Annotated in this window: 22 protein-coding genes; 15 read left to right on the forward strand and 7 right to left on the reverse strand. The window is 56.7% G+C overall.

Features of this window, described 5'->3' with window-relative positions; genetic code table 11:
* Positions 1–37: 37 nt before the first annotated feature.
* On the reverse strand, positions 38–1,531 hold the full coding sequence (locus VRY85_RS13540; RefSeq protein ID WP_414599133.1) for a helicase HerA-like C-terminal domain-containing protein: 1,494 nt from the start codon (positions 1,529–1,531) through the stop codon (positions 38–40).
* A gap of 155 nt (positions 1,532–1,686) precedes the next feature.
* Here VRY85_RS13540 and VRY85_RS13545 point away from each other — a divergent pair, with 155 nt between their 5' ends.
* The 8 genes from VRY85_RS13545 to VRY85_RS13580 are packed head-to-tail and all read left to right on the forward strand — an operon-like array spanning position 1,687 to position 8,275.
* Entirely contained in the window at positions 1,687–2,427 is a 741-nt protein-coding gene (locus tag VRY85_RS13545) for a YebC/PmpR family DNA-binding transcriptional regulator (protein WP_414599134.1), read from the forward strand.
* A gap of 49 nt (positions 2,428–2,476) precedes the next feature.
* On the forward strand, positions 2,477–3,793 hold the full coding sequence (purD, locus tag VRY85_RS13550) for a phosphoribosylamine--glycine ligase (RefSeq protein WP_414599135.1): 1,317 nt from the start codon (positions 2,477–2,479) through the stop codon (positions 3,791–3,793).
* Positions 3,790–4,695: an oxygen-dependent coproporphyrinogen oxidase gene (hemF, locus tag VRY85_RS13555; RefSeq protein WP_414599136.1), complete on the forward strand. Its 906-nt coding sequence runs from the start codon at positions 3,790–3,792 to the stop codon at positions 4,693–4,695. The genes purD and hemF overlap by 4 nt, the downstream gene beginning before the upstream one ends.
* Entirely contained in the window at positions 4,686–5,297 is a 612-nt protein-coding gene (nadD, locus tag VRY85_RS13560; protein ID WP_414599137.1) for a nicotinate (nicotinamide) nucleotide adenylyltransferase, read from the forward strand. The genes hemF and nadD overlap by 10 nt, the downstream gene beginning before the upstream one ends.
* A 21-nt stretch (positions 5,298–5,318) precedes the next feature.
* The gene (gene rsfS / locus VRY85_RS13565) at positions 5,319–5,726 is read left to right on the forward strand and encodes a ribosome silencing factor (protein ID WP_414599138.1); all 408 of its coding nucleotides are present in this window, start codon (positions 5,319–5,321) and stop codon (positions 5,724–5,726) included.
* Positions 5,723–6,193 (forward strand): 23S rRNA (pseudouridine(1915)-N(3))-methyltransferase RlmH, encoded by a 471-nt coding sequence (gene rlmH / locus VRY85_RS13570; protein WP_414599139.1) that lies wholly within the window; start codon positions 5,723–5,725, stop codon positions 6,191–6,193. Before rsfS ends, rlmH begins: the two co-directional genes overlap by 4 nt.
* Before the next feature lie 27 nt (positions 6,194–6,220).
* Positions 6,221–7,660: a pyruvate kinase gene (gene pyk / locus VRY85_RS13575; protein ID WP_414599140.1), complete on the forward strand. Its 1,440-nt coding sequence runs from the start codon at positions 6,221–6,223 to the stop codon at positions 7,658–7,660.
* A gap of 6 nt (positions 7,661–7,666) precedes the next feature.
* Entirely contained in the window at positions 7,667–8,275 is a 609-nt protein-coding gene (locus VRY85_RS13580; protein WP_414599141.1) for a Maf family protein, read from the forward strand.
* Between the two features lie 4 nt (positions 8,276–8,279).
* Here VRY85_RS13580 and VRY85_RS13585 read toward each other — a convergent pair whose 3' ends face one another.
* Together VRY85_RS13585 and VRY85_RS13590 are read right to left on the reverse strand one after the other, a co-directional pair.
* On the reverse strand, positions 8,280–8,801 hold the full coding sequence (locus VRY85_RS13585) for a SixA phosphatase family protein (RefSeq protein ID WP_414599142.1): 522 nt from the start codon (positions 8,799–8,801) through the stop codon (positions 8,280–8,282).
* Between the two features lie 31 nt (positions 8,802–8,832).
* Positions 8,833–9,771 carry a LysR family transcriptional regulator gene (locus VRY85_RS13590; protein ID WP_414599143.1) on the reverse strand — a complete coding sequence of 313 codons (939 nt, stop codon included), beginning with the start codon at positions 9,769–9,771 and terminating at the stop codon, positions 8,833–8,835.
* A 291-nt stretch (positions 9,772–10,062) separates the two neighbouring features.
* On the opposite strand from VRY85_RS13590, the gene VRY85_RS13595 reads away from it, so the two are divergent.
* From VRY85_RS13595 to VRY85_RS13615, 5 genes are all read left to right on the forward strand, one after another.
* A complete protein-coding gene (locus tag VRY85_RS13595; protein WP_414599144.1) occupies positions 10,063–11,130 on the forward strand; it encodes an alcohol dehydrogenase in 1,068 nt (355 codons plus the stop codon).
* A gap of 134 nt (positions 11,131–11,264) precedes the next feature.
* Positions 11,265–11,786, forward strand: coding sequence for a TRAP transporter small permease (locus tag VRY85_RS13600; protein ID WP_414599145.1), 522 nt, complete (start codon positions 11,265–11,267; stop codon positions 11,784–11,786).
* Positions 11,783–13,093 carry a TRAP transporter large permease gene (locus tag VRY85_RS13605; RefSeq protein WP_414599146.1) on the forward strand — a complete coding sequence of 437 codons (1,311 nt, stop codon included), beginning with the start codon at positions 11,783–11,785 and terminating at the stop codon, positions 13,091–13,093. Before VRY85_RS13600 ends, VRY85_RS13605 begins: the two co-directional genes overlap by 4 nt.
* Before the next feature lie 60 nt (positions 13,094–13,153).
* Complete coding sequence (locus tag VRY85_RS13610; RefSeq protein WP_414599147.1) at positions 13,154–14,320, forward strand: C4-dicarboxylate TRAP transporter substrate-binding protein; 1,167 nt, start codon at positions 13,154–13,156, stop codon at positions 14,318–14,320.
* A 136-nt stretch (positions 14,321–14,456) separates the two neighbouring features.
* The gene (locus VRY85_RS13615; protein ID WP_414599148.1) at positions 14,457–15,620 is read left to right on the forward strand and encodes an acyl-CoA dehydrogenase family protein; all 1,164 of its coding nucleotides are present in this window, start codon (positions 14,457–14,459) and stop codon (positions 15,618–15,620) included.
* Between the two features lie 126 nt (positions 15,621–15,746).
* Here VRY85_RS13615 and VRY85_RS13620 read toward each other — a convergent pair whose 3' ends face one another.
* Both VRY85_RS13620 and VRY85_RS13625 read right to left on the reverse strand, forming a co-directional pair.
* Positions 15,747–16,871, reverse strand: coding sequence for an acyl-CoA dehydrogenase family protein (locus tag VRY85_RS13620; RefSeq protein ID WP_414599149.1), 1,125 nt, complete (start codon positions 16,869–16,871; stop codon positions 15,747–15,749).
* A gap of 33 nt (positions 16,872–16,904) precedes the next feature.
* The gene (locus VRY85_RS13625; protein WP_414599150.1) at positions 16,905–18,095 is read right to left on the reverse strand and encodes an acyl-CoA dehydrogenase family protein; all 1,191 of its coding nucleotides are present in this window, start codon (positions 18,093–18,095) and stop codon (positions 16,905–16,907) included.
* Between the two features lie 283 nt (positions 18,096–18,378).
* On the opposite strand from VRY85_RS13625, the gene VRY85_RS13630 reads away from it, so the two are divergent.
* Positions 18,379–19,881, forward strand: coding sequence for a class I adenylate-forming enzyme family protein (locus tag VRY85_RS13630; RefSeq protein ID WP_414599151.1), 1,503 nt, complete (start codon positions 18,379–18,381; stop codon positions 19,879–19,881).
* 77 nt (positions 19,882–19,958) lie between these two features.
* The gene (locus VRY85_RS13635; protein WP_414599152.1) at positions 19,959–20,933 is read left to right on the forward strand and encodes a Bug family tripartite tricarboxylate transporter substrate binding protein; all 975 of its coding nucleotides are present in this window, start codon (positions 19,959–19,961) and stop codon (positions 20,931–20,933) included.
* Positions 20,934–21,044: 111 nt separating this feature from the next.
* Here VRY85_RS13635 and VRY85_RS13640 read toward each other — a convergent pair whose 3' ends face one another.
* On the reverse strand, positions 21,045–22,031 hold the full coding sequence (locus VRY85_RS13640; RefSeq protein ID WP_414599153.1) for a Bug family tripartite tricarboxylate transporter substrate binding protein: 987 nt from the start codon (positions 22,029–22,031) through the stop codon (positions 21,045–21,047).
* A 124-nt stretch (positions 22,032–22,155) separates the two neighbouring features.
* Entirely contained in the window at positions 22,156–23,361 is a 1,206-nt protein-coding gene (locus tag VRY85_RS13645; RefSeq protein WP_414599154.1) for a CaiB/BaiF CoA transferase family protein, read from the reverse strand.
* Positions 23,362–23,373 lie beyond the last annotated feature (12 nt).

A 23,373-nucleotide genomic window follows, 5' to 3' on the forward strand; every position in this document is an offset into this window, starting at 1 on the left:
GCGAGGGGAGTATGAGTAGACAGAGGGCTGCCAGCGCTTAACGACGCCCGGTTAAGGAACCTAACACACCACGTACCAATTGGTTGGCCGCGCGGCGCACCATGCTTTTCGCAACCGATTGCACGACACCATCACGCCGTCCGCCTCGCGGGCCGGTGGAGCCAAACAGGAAATCACTGACCGCACCCATGACGCCGTTATCGGCGGGCTGAGATGCCGCACCGCCCTTGCCCGCCTCTTCCTGAGGCATACTTTCCGCACGTTTGAGAAGAATCTCATAAGCGGATTCACGATCGATTTCCTGCTGATACTTCCCTGCCATCAAGGAACTTGCGGAAAGCTGACGACGTTCTGCGTCGGTGGCCGGGCCGATACGGCTGCCCGGCGCTGCCATCCAGGCCCGCTCGGTCGGCGAGGGGCTGCCGCGTTCATCCAGCATGGAAATCAGCGCTTCGCCGACCCCAAGCTCTGTAATCGCAGCCACGATATCCAGCCCGGGTTTAGGTCGCATGGTTTCTGCGGCGGTGCGTACAGCGCGTTGATCGCGCGGCGTAAACGCCCGTAAGGCATGCTGGACACGATTCCCCAACTGGCCCAGCACGGCGTCTGGAATATCGGCAGGGCTCTGGGTAACAAAATACACCCCCACCCCTTTGGAGCGGATCAAGCGCACCACCTGCTCCACCTTATCCACCAATGCCTTGGGCGCATCGTCGAACAACAAATGGGCTTCGTCGAAAAAGAAAACAAACTTGGGTTTGTCGAGATCACCGACTTCCGGCAAGTTCTCGTACAGTTCGGCCAACAGCCACAATAAGAAAACCGCGTACAGGCGGGGTGATTGCATAAGCCGGTCTGCCGCCAGGATATTCACGACACCGCGCCCCGAGGCATCGGTGCGCATAAGGTCGAAAATATCCAGCATGGGCTCGCCGAAGAAGTGATCGCCCCCCTGAGTTTCCAGCCGCAGCAACGCCCGCTGGATCGCGCCCACCGATGCCGGAGCAATATTGCCGTAGCGGCTGCGCAACTCCGCAGCGCGATCACTGACCGCCTGCAGCATAGAACGTAAGTCTTTGAGGTCAAGCAGCAGCAAGCCTTCTTCGTCGGCAACCCGAAAGACGATATTCAGAATGCCTTCCTGGGTGTCGTTCAATTCCAGCATGCGTGCCAGCAGCAACGGCCCCATGTCGGAAATTGTGGCACGCAGCGGGTGACCTTGTTCACCGAAAATATCCCAGAACTCGACAGGCGAACCGCCCCAGACGGGCTCATCCAGCCCGAAGCGTTGCAGCCTTTCGGCCAGTTTGGGGTTGGGCGCAGCCGCCTGAGAAATGCCCGAAAGGTCGCCTTTGATGTCGGAGACAAACACCGGCGTACCTATGCGGCTGAAGGCTTCCGCCAGGACTTGCAGAGATACCGTCTTGCCTGTTCCTGTAGCGCCGGTAATACAGCCGTGCCGGTTGGCGTACTTCGGTAGCAGATGTACCGGGGCTTCGGAACTCTGAGCCACTTTGATTGGTTCAACCATCTCTTTTTTGACCCCCGCGTATAAATTGGACACAATGGCCGCAAGTGTAATTCATGCTCCTGCGTTAAAGCATTGGCCATATTAGTTGCCGATCTTTCGCGAGCTTGAATTGTTTTCTCGGTAAAATCAGTCTACCTAGCTTTCTACTTATTCATATGGCCGGACATAGTAAATGGGCGAACATCCAGCACCGCAAAGGGCGTCAAGATGCCAAGCGCGGTAAGCTCTGGACCAAAATTATTCGTGAAATCACCGTCGCGGCGCGCGCTGGCGGGCCAGACCCGGAAACCAACCCGCGTCTGCGACTGGCCTGGGATAAAGCCACCGCCGCCAACATGCCCAAAGATAATATTCAGCGCGCAGTACAACGCGGCGCAGGCGGTGCCGATGGCGACAACTTCGAAGAGGTGCGCTACGAGGGCTATGGCCCAGGCGGTGCGGCAATTCTTATCGACTGCATGACCGACAACCGCACCCGTACCGTGGCGGAAGTCCGCCATGCGCTGAACAAGAACGGCGGTAATCTGGGGCAAGACGGCTCGGTCACCTTCATGTTCAAACACTGCGGGCAATTTTTGTTCGCCCCCGGTGTGTCGGAAGAAACGGTCATGGAGGTCGCGCTGGAGGCCGGCGCTGAAGACGTCATCACCGACGAAGACGGCATGATTGAAGTTGTCTGCGAGCCCGGCGACTACGCAGCAGTCAAGGCGGCCTTCGAAGCCGCTGAGCTGGTACCGGAAGTTCAAGACATCATCATGAAGGCATTGAACGAAACGGAACTGACCGGAGACGATGCCGAACGCACCCAGAAGCTGATCGACATGCTCGAAGCGATCGACGACGTGCAGCAGGTCTACACCACCGCTGTCTTCGACGAGTCTGCCCAACCCTCCTGATTCACCCCCCGCCCGGCTTGCCGGGCCCCCCACCCTTCTCATACGAAACATGAAATTACTCGTCATCGGCGGCGGCGGACGCGAACATGCTCTGGCCTGGCAACTCGCCCGTTCTCCTCGCGTGCAGACGGTTTACGTCGCTCCCGGCAACGGCGGTACCGACCGCGCTTCGCAAATCCAGAATGTGGCATTGACCGATACCGCCGACCTCATTGCGTTCGCTCGCAAAGAAAAAATCGCCTTCACCGTGGTGGGCCCCGAAGCCCCCTTGGCTGCAGGGATTGTTGATGCTTTCCAGGCCGAAGGGCTGAAGATTTTCGGCCCGAGCCGTGAAGCGGCTCAACTGGAAAGCTCCAAAGATTACGCCAAGGCATTCATGGTGCGCCACGGCATTCCCACCGCCGCCTACGAAACCTTTACTGACCCGGCTGCCGCGCATCAATACATCGATGCCCAGGGAGCCCCCATCGTCATCAAAGCCGATGGCTTGGCGGCGGGCAAAGGCGTCGTGGTGGCCACCACATTGGAAGAAGCCCACAATGCGGTCGATGACATGCTGGGGGGTGGCTTCGGTGAAGCAGGCGCCCGGGTCGTCATTGAAGAGTGCCTGGAAGGCGAGGAAGCCAGCTTCATTGTGATGTGCGATGGCAGCAATGTGCTGCCGTTAGCCACCAGCCAGGACCACAAACGCCTGCTCGATGGCGACAATGGCCCCAATACCGGTGGCATGGGCGCGTATTCCCCTGCGCCCATTATTTCTCCCGCGCTGCACAATCGCATTATGCGCGAAGTCATTCACCCGACCATGGCCGGCATGGCACGCGACGGCTTACCTTATTCGGGCTTTCTGTACGCGGGCCTGATGATTGGGCCCGGGCCTGACGCCACCCGCTCACTGAGGGTGCTTGAATTCAACTGCCGCATGGGCGACCCGGAAACACAACCGATTGTCATGCGGATCAAAAGCGACTTCAGTAAGACGCTGGAAATGGCTATTGACGGCCGTCTGGACGAAGCCGAAGCGGAAATCGAATGGGATCGCCGCCCCGCTCTGGGCGTTGTCATCGCTGCTGCCAACTACCCAGGCACCCCGCGTACGGGCGACCCCATCACCCGCCTGGCACCGGATACCGAAGAATGCGTCACGTTTCATGCCGGTACACAGCTCGAAGACGATGTGTTGAAAACATCCGGTGGCCGCGTACTGTGCGTGACTGCCCTGGGCGACTCGCTCAAACGTGCGCAGGCTGCTGCTTACGATGCCGTGGCCCGCACGCGTTTCGACGGCCTGCAGTACCGCCGCGACATCGGTTGGCGCGCCCTGCCTCAAGAGCCTGCCGCCGACAACAAAACCGGCAAGCCATGAGCATTCAGCAAGACCCACCCCGCACCTGGCTGACCAGCCTGCAGGACACCATTGTTAAAGCCCTGGAAGGCGTTGACGGCACGCCTTTCTGCAGCGACGCCTGGACACGCAGCGAAGGCGGAGGGGGGTTAAGCCGCTACCTTGAAGGCGGGCCTGTACTCGAACGGGCCGCCGTGCTATTTAGCCATGTGCAAGGCAGCCAGTTACCGCCTTCGGCCAGCGCCCGCCGCCCGCATCTGGCCGGGCGGCCTTGGCAGGCCATGGGGGTATCGCTGGTGATCCACCCGCGCAATCCCTTTGTACCTACTGTTCACATGAACGTGCGTTGCTTCGTCGCCAAGGGCAGCACGGCCACCGAGCCAGACGTATTCTGGTTTGGCGGGGGGGTGGATCTCACCCCTTACTATCCGTTTGAAGACGATGTCAGGCATTTCCATCGGGTTTGCCACGACGCCCTGCAACCTTTCGGCGCCGACAAATATCCGGCCTGGAAGCAGGCGTGCGACGAATATTTCTACCTGAAGCACCGCGGCGAAACTCGCGGCGTCGGTGGCCTGTTCTTTGATGATCTCAATGAAGGCGGTTTCGACGCAAGCTTTGCTCTCACCCGCGCAGTGGGTGAATGCTTTTTACCCGCCTATCTTCCTATTCTCGAACGGCGTAAAGATACGCCATATACGGAAGCGCATCGTGAGTTTCAGGCGTACCGGCGTGGCCGATACGTGGAATTCAACCTCGTTCACGACCGCGGCACGCTGTTTGGCCTGCAGTCGGGCGGGCGCACAGAATCCATTTTGCTATCCATGCCGCCAACCGCGAGCTGGAAATACAACTGGCAACCTGAGCCCGGCTCGCAAGAAGCCACCTTATACGAATACCTGCAACCCCGGGAGTGGGTGTGAGGGAGCACCGCCAAGGGCTGCTAGGCGGCAGCTTCGACCCTGTCCACCTGGCGCATATCGAGCTTGCCCGTCAAGCGCAGCGGCATCTCGCACTGGATAGCGTGACACTGATTCCCGCTGCCCGCCCTTGGCAGCGAGGTGTCTTGGGCGCCACGGCCCAGCACCGGCTGGAAATGCTGAAGCTGGCAACCGCCGGTGAGGCGGGCCTGAAACTCAGCACGGTTGAAATCGACCGCGATGGCCCAACGTATACAATTGACACCCTGCGTGACCTGCCTGAAGGCCCCCGCTATTTCTGGATACTGGGAGCAGACCAGCTGGAAAATTTTTGTAGCTGGAAGCAATGGCAGGAAATCACCACGCGGGTTGAGCTGGCCGTGGCAGCACGCCCAGGCTCAGCACTCAAAGCGCCGCCTGCGCTTGACGAGTGGCTGGCATCGCAAGGGCGGGTACTGCACTTCATCCCTATGCCGCCCTTCAATCTGTCTGCCACTGAAATCCGCCAACGTATTGCGGGCGGTCAATCAGTGGACGGCATGATGCTCCCCAGCGTGGCACAATACATTCAACAACACGGACTCTATCGGCATTCTGCGGCTTAACGCTGCAACACCGGCCCCTTTATGGATATACAGAAACAGCAACGCCTGGTCATTGACGCGCTTGAAGACGTCAAAGCCCAAGACATCAAAATCTTCGATACCTCCCACATCACCGGCCTGTTCGACCGCGTGATCATCGCCAGTGGGACATCCAACCGGCAAACCCGGGCACTGGCCTCCAGCGTCAGGGACGCCGCTCGCGAAAACAACCTGTCCGTTCTGGCCTACGAAGGCGAGGACACAGGTGAATGGGTGCTGGTCGATCTCGGCGACATCGTCGTGCATTGCATGCAACCTGCCATCCGGCAGTACTACAACCTGGAAGAAATCTGGGGTGGCAAGCCGGTGAAGGTCAAATTGCTGCCGCAATCCACCCTGCCTGTTGCTCCCGAGACTTATGACTTCGACGACGAATCAGACAGCGAATGAAACTGATCGTGGCCGCTGTGGGCGCTCGCATGCCGTCATGGGTGGATGAGGCATGGAAAGACTACGCCAAGCGCCTGCCTCCCGACTGTGCTCTGGAACTGCGCGAGATCAAGCCTGAACCCCGCACTTCGGGAAAAACCGCGGCTCAGTTGATGGCTGCAGAGGCGCGGCGCATCGAAGCGGTGCTGCCTCCCGGCTGCCATCGTGTAGTGCTGGACGAGCGCGGCAAAGACTTGTCTACCGTACAACTGTCGGCTCGACTGGAGCACTGGCGCACCTTAGGCTGCGACATTGCCTTTCTGATCGGGGGCCCTGACGGGCTCGACCCCGATCTCAAGCGGCAATGTCCTGAATCGCTGCGCCTGTCTTCTCTCACTTTGCCGCACCCCATGGTGCGGATTCTCCTGGGCGAACAGCTCTACAGGGCCTGGGCTATCATGACGGGACACCCCTATCACCGGGCCTGACTCCCCCCTTGCCTGAAAGCGCTGTCCATGAAAAAACGCCGCACCAAGATTGTTGCAACACTTGGCCCCGCCAGCTCTACCCCCGAAAGCATTGAGCAGCTTCTACTTGCCGGCCTTGATGTTGCACGCCTGAATTTTTCACACGGTACCGCAGACGAACACCGGCAGCGGGTGCAGATGCTGCGTGAAATCTCCGCTCGCCTCGGCCTGCATACGGCTATTATGGGCGACCTGCAAGGCCCGAAAATACGCATTGCCCGCTTTCGCGACATACAAGTCACCCTGGAAAAAGGTCAGCCGTTCACGCTTTCCAACATCCATCCTTCAGAAGAAGGCAATGAGCGCGTCGTTGGCATTGACTATCCCAGCCTGGTGCAAGACTGCCGCCCAGGCGACGAACTGCTGCTGGACGATGGCCGCGTCGTTTTGCAGGTGGAACACGTTGATGAACATGCAGTACATACTCAGGTTGTGGTGGGTGGGCCACTATCCAACAACAAAGGCATTAACCGGCGCGGCGGCGGTATTTCCGCACCCAGCCTGACTGAAAAAGATCACGCCGACATTCGCCTGGCTGCGGAACTGGAAGTGGACTACGTGGCCGTATCGTTTCCGCGCTACGGTAGTGATATCGAAACCGCCCGCCAACTGGTGAGGGCGGCGGGCAGCCCGGCCTGGCTGATTGCCAAAATTGAACGGGCCGAAGCTGTAGCTGACGATGCAGCCTTGGATTCTCTGATACAAGCCAGTGACGGCGTCATGGTAGCGTGCGGCGACCTCGGTGTAGAGGTCGGCGACGCCCGTTTAGTCGGTATCCAAAAGCGCATCATCCAGCATGCCCGCCATCAAAATAAGCTGGTGATCACCGCCACGCAAATGATGGAATCCATGATCGCCAGCCCCCTGCCCACCCGCGCCGAAGTGTCTGATGTCGCCAATGCAGTGCTCGACCACACCGACGCAGTCATGCTCTCAGGGGAAACTGCTTCCGGAAAATACCCCGTCGAAGCGGTGGCCGCCATGGCCCGCATTGCCCAAGGCGCCGAACAAGAACCCTCCACCACCCGCTCTCAGCACCGGGTCGGGCAATCGTTCGAACGGTGCGACGAAACCATTGCGCTGGCGGTCATGTATGCCGCTAACCATTTCAAAGGCGTAAAGGCGATTGTCAGCCTGACTGAAACCGGCGTTACACCGCTGATCATGTCACGCATCCGCTCGGCCGTGCCGATCTACTGTTTCACCCCCCACCCTGTTACTCAACGACGCGCCAGCATGATAAGAGGGGTGTATCCGGTCCCGTTCGACCCCGCAGCCTATCCGCCCACCAAAGTCAGCCAGGCGGCCATCCGCGTGCTAAAAAGCCAGGGCGTTGTGGCCCGCGACGACTGGGTCCTGCTGACCAAGGGTGATTCGTCACACCAATTAGGTGGCACCAATACAATGAAAATCATCAAAGTTGAATAATTTTTTATGAAGTTCCCCCAGATTTATCTGGCTTCCGCCAGCCCGCGACGCCATGAAATCCTCACGCAACTGGGTGTTCCACACGAGGTGCTGCGGCTGCCCCCGACCGAAGGTGAAGACGAACCCCGTTTGCCCGGCGAAAGCCCCGCTGACTATGTTGAGCGGACCGCCCGTGACAAAGCTGAACGGGCGCTGGCTTACCTTGCTCAGCAGGGGCCGGAGCGCCTGCCGCCACGCCCTGTTCTAACGGCCGACACCACCGTGATTCTGCAAAACGATATTCTGGGAAAACCCGCCAGCGTTGCCGAGGCGCGCGCCATGCTGGAACGCCTTTCAGGCAGTGAGCACGAAGTACGCAGTGCCGTCGTACTGGCCGACTCCCGCCGCATGCTGGAAGCGGTCTCGATTACGACGGTCCGCTTTGCCGTACTGAGCCCTGAAGATATCGACTTATATTGCGCAACCGGCGAACCCATGGATAAAGCGGGCGCCTACGGCATCCAGGGCTTGGCTGGCCTGTTTGTCGAACACATCTCAGGCAGTTTTTCAGGTGTGATGGGCTTGCCTGTCTATGAGACAGGGCGGCTACTGCGCCAATTCACGCAGCAGCTATAAATTTTCACCTGCTCTGACCCACGCTTTCGGGGGTTTCAAAGCGTTCCAGGTGGCCACCTTGGGCGTCAATTTCGGCCCACGAGGCGGCGGGGAAATCGATCACCGCCAGCCCCCCAACGGCAAACTCCCGCTGCAACCGCGCTGCTGCCGCGGAATCTGCGCTACCCACCAACCACGCAGCCAGCCGCTCCAGACCGGGATTATGCCCCACCAACATCACACTCGCATGACTGGCGTCCTGTTCGCGCACCACTTCGAGAAGTGAACCTGCACTGGATTCATAAATACGTGGCTCATTTACCTTGGCCGCCGCCAGCTCGCCACTTGCGCAAGCCTGCGCCCAGGTTTCTTGCGTACGCTTCGCTGTTGATACAACGAAGATACTTGGCTCAAGCCCCTGCGCTCGAATATAACGCCCCATGAGCCGCGCCTGCTCGTGGCCCTTTTCGGATAATGGACGATCGTGATCGGCAACACCAGTGGGCCGATCTGCATGGGCATGGCGAAACAGCATCAGTCGAAGCATGGAAATGTCCTATGTGGAAATGACAATTGCTCTAGGGAGCGGTTGACGAAAGAGCGTTACCCGCCCGTTCTTTAGCCTGATTCCAAACCCGAGCGCGTTTAACGACAAAGTCGATCAAGGTACGCACGGCTTGTGTTTGATAGCGCCCGGGCATGCGAAGAAGATACATGTTGGTCCCAAAAATACTCAAACGCCAATCCCGCAGCATCGTAACAACCCGCCCTGCTTTGATATCGTCATTGACGACATAGTCGGGTACAACACCCACCCCCAAGCCGCTCAAAATGGCTTCTCGCAAAAACTGAAAGTTCTCGGAAGCCAATGTCGGAGACAGTGAAAGCTCCCGGCGGATATCACCTTTGTACGCCGCTAGCCGCAGCTCCCTTCCCACGACATGCGAGGTAACAATAGGGAAGTTCTGTAGCTGCTCAAGCTCAACCGGCATGGAATATTTATCTGCATACTCACGCGCTGCGCAGGCAACATAATCCATCTTCGCCAGCTTCACTGCCACCATCTGCGCGGGCGGGTCAGACATTACCCGGATGGCGATATCCACTTCATCACGCAGCAAGTCATCTACCCGATTGTCGAACATTAAAGTTAGCAGAATGTCGGGATACAGGCGCTTGAATTCAATCAGCCAATCCGCCATGACCTGATTTCCGAAGCCGGTTGGAATACTCATTCTAACCAGGCCATGCAGCCCACTACCCAGAAACGCCACCGACTCCTTGGCTGCCATCAGCTCTTCCCGTATGACGCAACCATGCTGGTAGAGCCGCAGCCCCACCTCAGTCGGTTCGAGATGACGAGTCGTACGGCGGAGCAGTTCCTGCCCAACGCTTTTCTCTAACTGCCCTAAGTGATAACTGATATTGGCCCGGCTCATCTTAAGCCGCCTCGCGGCCAAACTGAGGTTTCCCGCCTCCACAATATCTGCAAGCAACACTAGCGACTGAGCATCCATACACCAACCCGTCCAATTTATTTGACAGTATTTTCAATTTTATAGTTATTGTAAGAAATAATCGACGAATGCATAATGGACTGTCTCGATGTCCTTGGTCTTGATCCGTCACCTTTCTGAGGGAGGCAGCCTCTCAGGCAGATAAAGTTCGCGTGACAGCTAGCGGATTGGAGACCAAGTGAAGAAAGAAACAAAGCCGAACAGTGTTCACGACACTTTTCCATGTAACACGCTTCATATGAATTCTTAAAAATCTTCTTGAAGCAGTACACCAAAACAAAGAACCACAATATGACGACAAACCAATACACGAGTTATCCGTTTTCCGAGTTTCAGGGAGCACTCCAGGAGGTGACATCCGAGCTACCGGTCCCCACCGGCACAGAAGTGCTCGTACGCGTAAATTATTGCGGGGTCTGCCACAGTGATGTTCACATTCACGAGGGCTACTACAACCTTGGGCAAGGCAAGAAGCTGAAGTTCGAAGACCGGGGCATCCACTTGCCGGTGACTCTCGGTCACGAAATTGTCGGTGAAATTGTCGCTGCCGGCGAAAATGCCCAAGTGGCCATGACAGGGCCTGCGCTGATCTACCCTTGGGTTGGTTGTGGGAGCTGCTCGGTGTGCCAGCGCGGTGAAGAGAACCTATGTGGTCAACCCGCCGTACTTGGCGTACACAAGCCAGGCGGCTATTCCCAGTATGTGATGGTGCCCCACCCTCGCTACATTGTCGATATTGGCAACCTTGAGCCTGCTCACGCGTCTTTACTGGCGTGCTCCGGCTTGACCACCTTTTCCGCTATCAAGAAAGTGGGCACTGTTTACGATGACGAAGCGGTCGTTGTCGTTGGGTGTGGCGGGCTCGGCTTGTTAGCCATTCGCACGCTTTCTCTACGCGGTGTGAAAAACATTATTGCGCTGGATCTGGCCGAAGAAAAACGCCAGTTGGCTCTGGAAGTCGGGGCCAACCACGTGTTTGATCCCACCACCGACGACGCCCTGGAACGCATTCAGGCCGCGGCTAACGGCAAGTGTGTTGCCGTTCTCGACTTCGTCGGTGCTGAATCCACTGTCGAGCTGGGCATCAATTTGCCACGCCGGGGCGGTAAAGTCATTGTTGTGGGCCTGCATGGGGGTGAAATCCGTTATCCCATTCCCTACGTAACGACTCGCGCCATCTCCATTATTGGTTCCTACACCGGCTCCCTGCCCGAGCAGAAAGAATTGGTGGAGTTTGCGCAGCAGCACGACTTATTCAACTTCCCGATTCGCACTCGCCCTCTCAAAGAAGCCTATAGCGCTTTACAAGACCTTGCTCAAGGCAAGGTTCAGGGCCGCGTCGTTCTGGATAACCGCTAATCAGAAGCCCCGGCAACGCACCCCCAAGCCGGGGCGGCTTTCTTTCATCTCATGTACCTGATCCACCTTGGAAAGCCAGGCTTGCGCAGCCCGTTGACCCGAGGTTGCTGTGTACTAAGAAATGGACATTAACCATGAAGATGATCAACACCTGGTTAGAAAGAATCAACCAGTTCATCACATTGATAGGCGGTGCCGCCGTCGTGCTGATGATGATCCACGTCACTTTAGACATCGTGTTTCGCTTTACGTTGAACCGGCCTTTGCCTGGAACCATTTCGATCGTGGCTCATTACTACATGATCATCGCGATCTTCCTGCCATTAGCCTATGTCGAGCAGACCAAAAGCTCCATCTCCATTGAGTTAATTTCCGGTTACTTCCCACCGGCACTCAACCGCTTTTTGTCCTGCTTCACCCAACTATTCATCTCGGCAACCGCCTATCTGGTCGCCTACGTTTCGTACGGCGTCGCAGTACGAAACCATCAATCCGGAACCTCAGTCATGCAAGGTGACTACACCATTGCCACATGGCCCAGCTATTACATCCTGTTCTTCGGCATGTTCCTCTTGGGTACGTATTGCCTTGTGAACTTCTTCCGCTGCATCACGAATAGTGCAGACCAAGAAACGCAAGAGGGAGAGCAGTCATGAGTGACGTTGCCATCGGCTTTACCGGCATAGCAATCCTTTTCTTGCTCATTCTTATGCGCCTTCCTATCGGGATGGTGCTGATCGCTGTGTCCTTTGTCGGCATTTGGGCTGTTGTCGGGCTCGATATCGCCATGTCCTCCCTGGGCATCATTCCTTACAACTTTGCCTCCAGTTGGACGTTAAGCTCGGTCCCCCTGTTTCTATTCCTTGGCTTTATCTGCTACCACACGCAGCTCACGCAAGGCATGTTCAAGGCAGCGCGAGCCTGGCTATCCGGCGTGCCTGGGGGTTTGGCAATCGCGTCTGTGGTCGGCTCTGCCGGGTTTGCAGCGGTTTCAGGCTCATCCATTGCTTGCTCAGCCGCAATGGGGCGCATCGCCGTACCCGAAATGATGCGTTATCGCTATGACCCGAGCCTGGCGACCGGAACCGTTGCTGTCGCAGGAACGATTGGCGCACTCATTCCGCCATCCATCATCATGATTCTTTATGGGGTGATTGCGCAGACCTCAATCTCGAAGCTGTTCCTGGGTGGTATTGCCGCAGGCGTTATTACCACTCTGAGCTATATTCTGATCATTCTCATTCGGGTGAAAATCAACCCGGCATTGGCCCCCGATGCGAGTGAAAAGATTCCGTTTCAGGAAAAAATAGCCTCGCTCAAAGATACCTGGCCGGTCTTCATGATCATGATTGGCATTTTCGGTGGCTTGTTTGCCGGCATTTTCACCCCGACTGAATCCGGTGCTATCGGCTCCACGCTCGCGTGTCTGGTTGCCATCCTGAAGCGTCATATGAGCTGGCATGCTTTCAAACAGGCTGCCATCGAAACCCTGACCACAACCAGCGCCCTGCTCATCATTGCTGTAGGTGCCAGCCTGCTGACCCGCTTCTTGGTGTTTTCGGGCGCTTCCGACTACCTATCAGACTTAATCCTGTCATTAAATGCCAGCGATATTGTCATCATGCTGGGTGTTGTCGTGCTGTACTTGGTACTGGGCATGGTCCTGGAGCCGATTGGCTGCATGCTGCTGACTCTGCCCATCATTCTGCCCTTAATCGAAAGCACCGGGTTCAGCCTGATCTGGTTTGGCATCGTCCTCACCAAGCTGCTGGAGATCGGCATGGTCACCCCTCCAGTCGGAATGAACGTCTTCGTTGTCAAAGGCGTGGTGGGTAACTTGGTAACAACCTCGCAAGTTTTCCGAGGAATTTTGTGGTTCCTCGTCATGGATCTAATCCTGGTCGGCATCTTCATCGCCTGCCCAGAGATCCTCATGTATCTGCCTGACTTAATGGGCAACTAATAACACGCTGTCTCTCGTTTTTTTTAGAGCATTTGCACTCTCACCCTAAGGAGGTTATCAATGAGTACAAGAAAACACTTGGCCGGCCTGATTGGCGCAGCCTTGGTTTCGGCTGTTGCGGTACAACCCGCTGCTGCCGACACATTCCGCTTTGCCCTGGGCTTCCCTTCCGGCGCACCGATTGAAGCGGCCAAAAAATACGCAGAAGCGGTGCAGGAATATACAGACAAAAAACACCGTGTCCGTATTTTCGAACTCTCGCTACTCAACCACAGCGAAATGTCTGAAGGTATCGGTAAAGGGTTGGCAGACATCGGCTACCTGCTGACTGCTTACAGCCCCTCCGACTACCCGTTCTCCAATATGGCTGCCGACCTGAGCATGGTCACCGCGCTGGATGACAAGATCGCGGGCCAAGAAGGCTATGCCTATTCCGGCGCCATGCTGGAATACATTATGCTGAACTGCGACGAATGTCAGGACGAATTCAGCAAAAACAACCAGGTGTACACCAGCGTTGTGTCGACGCCGGCATACGTCATGTTCTGCAACGACCCCATTGACACGGTTGCGGCGGTCGAAGGCAAGCGCCTGCGCACTTCCGGCGCTCCATGGGCCCGCTGGGCTCGCTCTTTCAACGCACAGCCTGTCTCACTGCCCGTCGGTGAGGTCTACGAAGCACTGAGCCAAGGCGTCGTTGACTGCGCGTTCCTGTCGCCCACCGAACTCACCAACTTCAACCTGATCGAAGTTGTGAAGAACATCACGACCGACGTTCCCGGCGGCCTGTATGCAGCAGGGGGTTCTTCCACTCTGAACAAGTCGAAGTGGGACGCTTTCTCGACTGAGGAAAAAGCAGCGTTCCTGAAGGCTGGTTCTGTGATGGCTGCTCAAATCACCTACCTGTATCAACAACAGGCCACGGAAGATATGAAGAAAGCCGAGGCTCGGGGGCTCAACATCATTCAGGCTCAACCCGACCTGCTTGCAAAATCCCAGGAATTCATTAAGAAAGACCTGGAATACGTCCCCCAGTTCTACGCTGATGAATACAAACTGGATGCTGAAAACCTGAAGGGTAAGGCTGAAGTCATGCTGGGTCTTATCGAAAAGTGGCAAGGCCTCATCGCCAATGCCAACATCCAGAGTGCTGATGACCTGCGCGATTTATACTGGGAGCAGGTCTATTCCAAGATCGATCCCGCCAAATACAGCCCCAAGAAATAAAGGGGCGGTATCAGTAGTTGCATCGGAGCGTAAAATAGCGCCTAGCTCCTCTACTCCGGTGCAACTACGCGGCCTTTCCGGCCGCACAATTTGTAATACTGCGGCCGTTCAGGCCGCTAACAGGAAATTCCACGTTATGTCCCTTGATCAAGAAACCTTTCAGCTCCTGAAGTCGAGCGTTCAACGCTTTGTTCAGGAAAGGCTTGTACCTGCCGAAGACTATGTAGAAGAGCACGATGAAGTCCCCGAGGACATCGTCTCTGACATGAAGGAACTCGGCTTGTTCGGCCTGTCGATTCCTGAAGAGTACGGCGGCATCGGCCTCACGATGGCGCAAGAGTGCGAAGTTGCTTACGAGCTGGGCCACACCGCCCTCGCCTTCCGCTCCGTTGCAGGCACCAATATCGGCATCGGTTCGCAAGGGATTCTGATGGATGGCACTCCTGAGCAAAAAGCCGAATATCTGCCCCGTATTGCTAGCGGCGAAATGATTATTTCGTTTGCGCTCACCGAACCCGATGCGGGTTCCGATGCCGGTGCACTCAAAACACGCGCCGTAGCCGACGGCAGCGACTACCTGCTCACCGGCACCAAGCGTTTCATCACTAATGCTCCGCGTGCGGATGCCTTCACGCTGATGGCTCGTACTGGCGGCCCGGGCGCAGGCGGCATCTCCGCTTTCATCGTACCCGCCGGCCTGCCTGGCCTGACCTTAGGCAAACCCGACAAAAAAATGGGCCAACGCGGCACCAAAACCTGCGACGTCAATATGGACGAAGTGCGTGTACCCGCAGCGAATATCATTGGCGGCACACCCGGCGTAGGTTTCAAGACAGCCATGAAAGTGCTGGATCGCGGTCGCCTGCACCTTTCCGCCGTAGCCTGCGGCATGGCCAACCGCATTCTGAACGAAAGCATCGCCTACGCCCAACAACGCAAGCAGTTTGGCCAGCGCATTGGCGATTTCCAACTGGTTCAGGCAATGCTGGCAGACAGCCAGGCAGAGATTCTAGCCGCGTGGTCGCTGGTTAAATCGGTGGCCCAAAGCTATGATGCCAAGCCCTTCGGCGCCCATGACCCCGAAGTCAGCATGCAAGCATCCTGCGCCAAAATGTTCGCTACCGAAATGGTCGGTCGCGTTGCCGATCGCGGCGTGCAAGTTCACGGTGGCTCAGGCTATATCAACGAATACAAGGTAGAGCGCTTCTACCGCGACGTTCGCCTGCTGCGCCTGTATGAAGGCACCACGCAAATTCAGCAAATGGTGATCGGCAAGCAACTGATGAAACGCGATATCTAATTAAATAAAGCGGTTTCTCAGGCGTTACCCACGCCTACTTAAAAAGAAATAGCGGCGCCATTATGCGCCGCTATTTCTTTTGCAGGCCCCATTTTAAATTGAGGCCTGCGCGTGTATAGCAGTAGTTTAGTCCTCCTGCTGATACAAGGCTTCCAACTGGTTCAGATGATGATCTGAATCGCCCAGCAGGTAATCAGCGAAAGTCAGGCGCTTGAAGAAATCGCCCACTTCCAGCTCGTGAGTGACACCAATGCCCCCGTGCAGCTGAACGGCCGTCTGGCCAACGAAACGCCCTGCTTCGGCAACGGCGACCTTGGCCGAGGAAAGCAGACGCTGGCGTTCCTCCGCATCGGTTTCGCCCAAACCCATTGCAGCCACGTATGCCATGGAAATAGCGACTTCCTGTTTGATCAGCATGTCTGCCAGATAGAACTGCAAGGCTTGAAAATCTGCCAGCGGACGCTTGAACTGCTGACGCGTTTTGAGATATTCGGCAGTGATCTCGACGAGACGCTGCATAGCGCCGGCGGCATGCGCACACAGCGCCAGCACACCATAACCGATGCCTGCGTCCAGAGCAGCTTCCGCAGCCGCTCCTTGAGCAATCAAAGCTTGCTCGGCAACCTCAACCCCATCGAGGGTGATGTAAGCACAGCGCTGACCATCCATAGTGGGATAGTCGTTGCGGCTCAGGCCCTGCGCGTTGCCATCAACCAGGAACAAGGCGGTTTCGCCGTCGAGGACCGCAGAAATGATCAGCTTGTGTGCCTGGCCACCTGCCCATACCAGCTTTTTAGCACCGTTCAGCACAAAACCTGCGCCGCCCTTGCTGGCTTGTGTGGCTTGAGGCGTTTGACTGTTGTGCTGATCGCCTTCCAGATAGGCCAGCGCCAACACCAGCTCGCCGCCCGCCATTGAGGGCAGGCATTCCGCCTGAACCGCCTCGTTGTCGCTGTGAGCCAGCAATGCGGTTGAAATCACAGCGCTGGGAATAACAGGTTCAGCCACCAGACCGCGACCCAGCTCAAGCTGAGTAGCAACCAGCGTTGCGGGAGATTCCCCGAAGCCACCGTGTTCTTCGGGCACGATCAACCCTGTTACACCGACATCCGCCAACGATTGCCAGGAAGCTGTGTTCAGCTCGGTTTGAGCGGCACGTTCGCGACGTTGTTCAAAGGCCCATCCGTCGGCCATTAACCTGCGCAGGCTGTCGGTCAGCATGCGCTGTTCTTCGTTATAGGTGAAATCCATGATTCGCCATCCGTGAAATTGAAGATTGGGCTCTTATGCGCTGAGAATCATCTTGGCGATGATGCCCTTCTGCACCTCAGTGGTGCCCCCGTAAATCGAGGTTTTGCGCATGTCGAAATAACCGGCTGATGCCGCAGCCGCGAAATCCGGCCCCGGACCTTCAAACTCGGCGCCCGGCTCCATCCAAGCGAAATCGTATGGCCATGAATTGGCACCCATCACTTCCATTTGCAGCATGGCGAGGTCTTGTTGAATCTCGGACCCGCGGACCTTGAGAATAGAGGCTTCCGGCCCTGGCCCCTGCGCGCTATTGGCAGCCACACGCAACAACAGCATCTCGAGAGCGCGAATGTCGATCTCAAGACGGATGATTTTTTCCTTCAGACGTGGATTCTGATCGGCAGGCTTGCCATCCTTAATGGTAGTCGCCGCAAGATTCTTGAGAATCTTGAGCTCGCGATAACAATGGCCAATGCCAGCAATACCCGTGCGCTCGTGGCCCAGCAGGTATTTTGCGTAGGTCCAGCCTTCATTCTCGTTGCCAACCAGGTTTTCGAATGGGACTTTGACTTCGTCAAGCCAGACTTCGTTGACATCCGCGCCGCCATCCAGCGTGTGAATCGGCCTGACCGTGACACCGGGCTGCCGCATGTCAATCAGCAACATGGAAATGCCGCGCTGCGGCTTGGCATCTGGGTCGGTACGTGCAAGGCAGAACATCCAGTCGGCGTACTGGCCAAGCGTAGTCCAGGTTTTTTGGCCTGTCACCACGTAACCATCTGCTGTTTTGACTGCGCGAGTCTTGAGCGATGCGAGATCCGACCCCGATCCCGGCTCGGAATACCCCTGACACCACCAGTCCTCGACCGTCAGCATGCGTGGCAGGAAACGTTCCTGCTGCTCTTTGCTGCCGTACTTCATGAGCACGGGCCCGATCATGCTAAGCCCGAAAGGCAGCAAGCGCGGCGCGCCAGCCTTGAAGCTTTCAATCTCAAAAATCAGCCGCTGCAGCGGGCCCCAGCCCGTACCGCCGAACTCTACGGGCCAAGTTGGCGCCCCCCAGCCCTTTTTGGCCAGAATGCGGTGCCAACGGATGTAATCCGTATTCGTTAGGCGCTGATGTTTGAAAGCTTTCTCGCGAATATCAGCGGGGAGTTCTGCCTCGACGAACTCCCTCACTTCTTTACGAAACGCGAGCTCTTGCTCGTTCCACGTTAAGTCCATAGTCCTATACTCCTTTGGGACGTACTGTAACCATCTAGTCCTGCCATAATCAATATCGCTTTTCAGAAGCCCCGCTTCATCAACACCGAATAAAGGCTCAGAATGCAATCATAAAAAGAGCCGGTCCGACTCAGCCCGCTCTGTGTACTCATGAACCAAAGACACTCTTCATGAAATCTGAATTGCCAGATTGCCGGTTTGCGTTGAAACTAAAATGTAACCTGGGAGCTGGTCTCACCCGAACAGTTCCCAATGAACATGCAGCTAAAACCATAAAACCAGAATGCAATTCATTCATGAAGTCCTGCAAAAGCAGGCCGAGAAACAACCAGACGCCATTTCCCTATACCCTGAAAACCACGCTCCCATCAGCTATGGTGAGCTGTGGCAGCATGTAGGCGTTGCTGCCGCCTGGCTGCGCTCACAAGGCGTACAGGCCGGGCACAGAGTCATGCTGGCGTGCGAAAACTGCCCCGAACATATCGCCCTCATGTTCGCCTGCAGCGTTGTGGGCGCGTGGCCCGTCAGCGTGAACGCCCGCCTTAGCGCTGGCGAGATCCGCAGCATTGCCGAGCACTGCGAACCACACTTGATCGTCTTCACAAAGCAGTGCTCACCCGCCGCCGCACGCCATGCAGAAGAGTATTCCGCCCAACCTTGCAAGGCCCAGGGCTTGCGCGATGCCTGCAGCTATGCTGTATACCGGCCTAACGCGCAGCCTGAAAGCCCCGAGCTTGCGCAACAAGTTGCCATGCTGGTTTACACATCTGGAACTACCGGCGCGCCCAAAGGCGTCATGGTAACCCACAAAGGCCTGTTGCACTTCGCCCGTGTATCGGCTGCCTCAAGGCAATTGTCAGGCCGCGACATTGCCTATGCCGCGCTCCCCATGTCGCATATTTTCGGTATCGCAACCGTCTTGATGGCCACACTCCAGGCGGGCGCCAGTTTGGTGGTGCGCTCGCGCTTTGACGTCGACGACCTGCTGGCTGCACTTGTCGCGCCCGGCATCAGCATTCTGCAAGGCGTGCCCACCATGTATGTGCGCCTGCTCGACGTCGTTTCCGATGCCCAGCAGGTTCAGGCACCTGCACTGCGCTATGTCTATACAGGAGGGGCGGCGCTCGACCCGGCGTTGAAGGAAAGAATAGAAACGTTGTTCGGCCAACCCATGCATCACGGCTATGGCATCACCGAATATGCCGGGTCCATGTTTATTACTCGCGCGGACGCTCCGCGAAGCGATACCTCAGCCGGCTATGCGGTAGAAGGGGTAGAGCTGCGCATTGTTAAAGAGGGCCGACCCATCACCACGGCGGGCGAGGATGGCGACATACTTATCCGCGGCCCCGGCGTCATGCTGGGCTACTACCGCAACCCTGAGCAAACGGCTCAAGCCCTGTTGCCAGGAGGCTGGCTGAGTACCGGTGACATCGGCCATATCGACGCCGACGGCGCCCTGTTCCTGACGGGTCGTTCCAAAGACCTCATTATCCGCTCCGGGTTTAACGTGTATCCGCTGGAAGTCGAAGCGGCCATCAACGCTTTCCCGGGCATTCGGCTTTCTGCTGTTGTGGGCAAAAAAGAAAGCGACGGCAACGAAGAAATTATCGCCTTCTACGAAACCGAACGCCCTGAAGATATCAACGTTGATGCGCTGCGCGAGCATTTGGCCCAACACCTTGCGCCCTACAAGCGCCCTTCCCGCTTCATTCACATCGATTCCATTCCCACAACCACCAGTGGAAAAATCCGCAAAGACCCCCTAAGGGCGTTTGAGTTTTAGCGTACTCATACGTCTGGCGACAAAAGCTGTAACTCCGCTAACCAACTTAAATCCAAATGTCCGCAAAGGAGACCCCCATGAAACTCAAAGCTCTCACACTGTTCACTGCTTGCATGCTGGCCACTGGCAGCGCATACGCTCAGCAAGACAACTGGCCCACTCAGCCAGTGAAACTCGTAGTCGGCTATGCTCCGGGCGGCCCGGTGGACACGACTGCTCGTGTATTCGCGAAATATCTGAGCGCTGAGCTGAATCAAGCCGTCGTGGTAGAAAACCGCGCCGGCGCCAGCGGCATGATTGCTGCTGAATCCACCTCACGCGCCACGCCCGACGGCTACACCTGGAACTTTGTTGCCAGCCCTACAATGACCATCACGCCCCTGATTCAGCGTGCGCACACGATCGACTACGACAAGGACTTCAGTTACGTCGGTACGCTCGTGAACTACACCAACGTGCTGGTCATCAATAAGGACGTGCCTGTTACCAACATTCAGGAACTCATCGACTACGCCAAGAAAAACCCCAGTGCCGTGTCATTCGGTTCTGCCGGCGTAGGGGGTTCCAACCACCTGTCGGCTGAACTTCTCAAACAAAAGACCGGCACAGAAATGTTGCACGTTCCCTACCGCGGCAACTCGCCCGCAATGGTGGACGTCATTGGTGGCAAAATCACCTTTATGTTCGACATCACGAGCACCGCTATTCCCTTTATCGAAAGTGGTCAGGTACGCCCGTTGGCCGTGACTTCCCGCGAGCGTAATGCCGGTCTGCCGGACGTTCCGAGCATGATTGAAGCGGGTGTCGAAGACTACGAAGTGACCGGCTGGTACGCTCTGATCGGCCCGGCCAATATCCCTCAGCCCATCATCACTCGTGTGCACGAAGCGATGACAAAAATCGCAAAAGACGAATCCTTCGTCAAGCAAATGGACGCCAGCGGCTACACCATTGCACTGAGCGACGGTGAAGCGCTCAAGAACCGCGCCAAGAACGAGTACGCCATGTGGGATGAAGTCATCAAGCAGGCAAAGATCCTCGAAAACCAATAAGCCGCACCCATTTCGTGTGCCGCTTGTGGCGCTACTTTGTAGCGCCAGCAAAAAGCCCGATGCAAGCAAAACGCTTGCATCGGGCTTTTCTTTATTGCTGACTAGATTTAACTATTGCTCAATCGTGATGTTGGCCTCACGAATGACCGTGCCCCATTTCTTGATTTCATTATCGAGGAAGCGTGCAAAATCTTCCGGCGAACCTGGCATGGGCTCTGCACCAGCCGCGGCCATGGCAGGGCCGATTTGCGGGTCGTTAAGAATCTCACTGAGGTCAGCATTCACCTTTTTCACAATGTCTGCAGGCGTGCCTTTAGGTGCGACCAAGGCCGTCCATGAATACGCCTCGTAACCTGGCACTCCCGCCTCGGCAATAGGCGGAACATCCGGCGCCAAGCTGGAAGGCTCGGGGTTGCCAACGCCGAGGGCACGGATATGCCCTGACTTGATAAACGGCAGCGCCGAAGGGGCATCGGCAAACATCACCTGAACCTGCCCGCCGACGAGATCCTGCATGGCCGGCGCGCTACCACGGTATGGCACGTGCTGAATCTTCACACCCGCCATGCTGTTAAACAATTCACCCGCCAAGTGGGTGCCCCCGCCCGTACCTGACGAGCTGAAGGAAATATCATTGGCCTTGGCGTATTCAATCAGCTCGACCACATTGGTGACGGGCAACGACGGGTGAACGACTAAGATAATTGGGAAGCGCGCAACGGTGCCAACCAACTCATAATCGTTTTGAATGTCATAACCGAGATCCTGACGCAAACTGGGCAAGACCGCGTGATGAATGGCCGGGAAGAAGAAAGAATAACCGTCCGGTTTTTCTTTAAGCGCCGCACGCGCCCCAACAATACCGCCTGCTCCCGCACGGTTGTCCACTACGGCTGACTGCCCCCACTTTTCACCCAGTGGTTTCGTCACGAAACGCGCCGAGGTATCGACCGGACCACCCGCCGGGAATGGCACGATGAAATTCACCGACCGCGTCGGCCAGGCTTCATCAGCCCAGGTGGCGGAAAAAGGCACAGCCAGCCCGAGAACCGTCATGCCCAAGCCGGCAATCACTTTGCGTCGTGTAAGTTTTTGCATGTTTTTCTCCAAGTGTTTTATGTGTATTTCCAACATGCCTGAAGTGGTATCCAATGGGAACACCCTCCTCTTCCGGCAGCAAAAAAAGCCCCTGAAATTCAGGGGCCGTCGTCAGAAAGTCGAATTAACTTTCCTGTGGTTGTTTCAAGCCGAGCTCTTCAAGAATTTCCTCTGTGTGCTGACCCAGCATCGGAGGCGCCATGCGGTATTGCACAGGGGTTTCTGAATAACGAATTGGGCTGGCTGTGGTAGGTGCCGTACCCGCAACGGGGTGCGGCATGGTGCGCCAGATTTCACGCGCCTTGACTTGCGGATCTTCAAAAACCTGCTTGATGTTATTGATCGGTCCACTCGGCACGCCCGCACCTTGCAACGCGTTAATCCAATCGTCACGAGTGCGGGTTTTCATAATTTCTTCAAGCTTGGCGATCAATACCTTACGGTTGCGCAACCGCGCACTGTTGGTCGCGTAGTCCGGATGGGTTCCGAGATCGGGGCGGCCCATCACTTCGCAATAAGCGCGATACTGGCTGTCGTTACCTACAGCAACGATCAGGTGGCCGTCGCTGGCCGCAAATACCTGGTACGGCACCACATTCTGGTGTGCGTTTCCAGCGCGCTGCGGCACCTCGCCTGAGGTCATGTAGTTCAGAGTCTGGTTAGCCAACATTGCGACGTGGCAATCCAGCAAGGCGACATCAATGTGTTGGCCCAGGCCGCTACGGTTGCGCTCTTGCAGCGCACCCAGCACAGCTACCGTTGCATACATGCCGGTGAAGAGATCTGTCACGGCTACGCCCGCTTTCTGTGGGCCGCCGCCGGGGAGATCGTCGCGTTCGCCGGTAATGCTCATCAGGCCGCCCATGCCCTGAACCATGAAGTCGTAGCCAGGCAGCGGCGCCTTCGGACCGGTCTGGCCAAAACCTGTGATCGAACAATAGATCAGCTTGGGGTTAATGGCTTTAATGCTTTCGTAATCCAAGCCGTATTTCTTAAGCCCGCCAACCTTAAAGTTTTCCAGCAGAATGTCGCACTTCGCCGCTATTTGGCGCACCAGTTCGGCACCCTCTGGCGTAGCGATATCGATGGTAATGGATCGCTTGTTTCGGTTAGCACTCAGGTAATAGGCCGCTTCAGTCGTATCGTTACCTTCAGCGTCCTTCAGGTAGGGAGGCCCCCAGCCACGGGTATCGTCACCCGCACCCGGTCGTTCGACCTTAATCACGTCAGCACCCAGGTCTGCCAAGTTCTGACCGCACCACGGCCCGGCCAGCACTCGAGACAAATCCAGAACTCTTATCCCATCAAGTGGGGCTTTGCGTTCACTCACTGTTTTATTCCA

The sequence above is a fragment of the Achromobacter sp. F4_2707 genome, from assembly GCF_047501535.1.
GTDB lineage: Bacteria > Pseudomonadota > Gammaproteobacteria > Burkholderiales > Burkholderiaceae_B > Yanghanlia.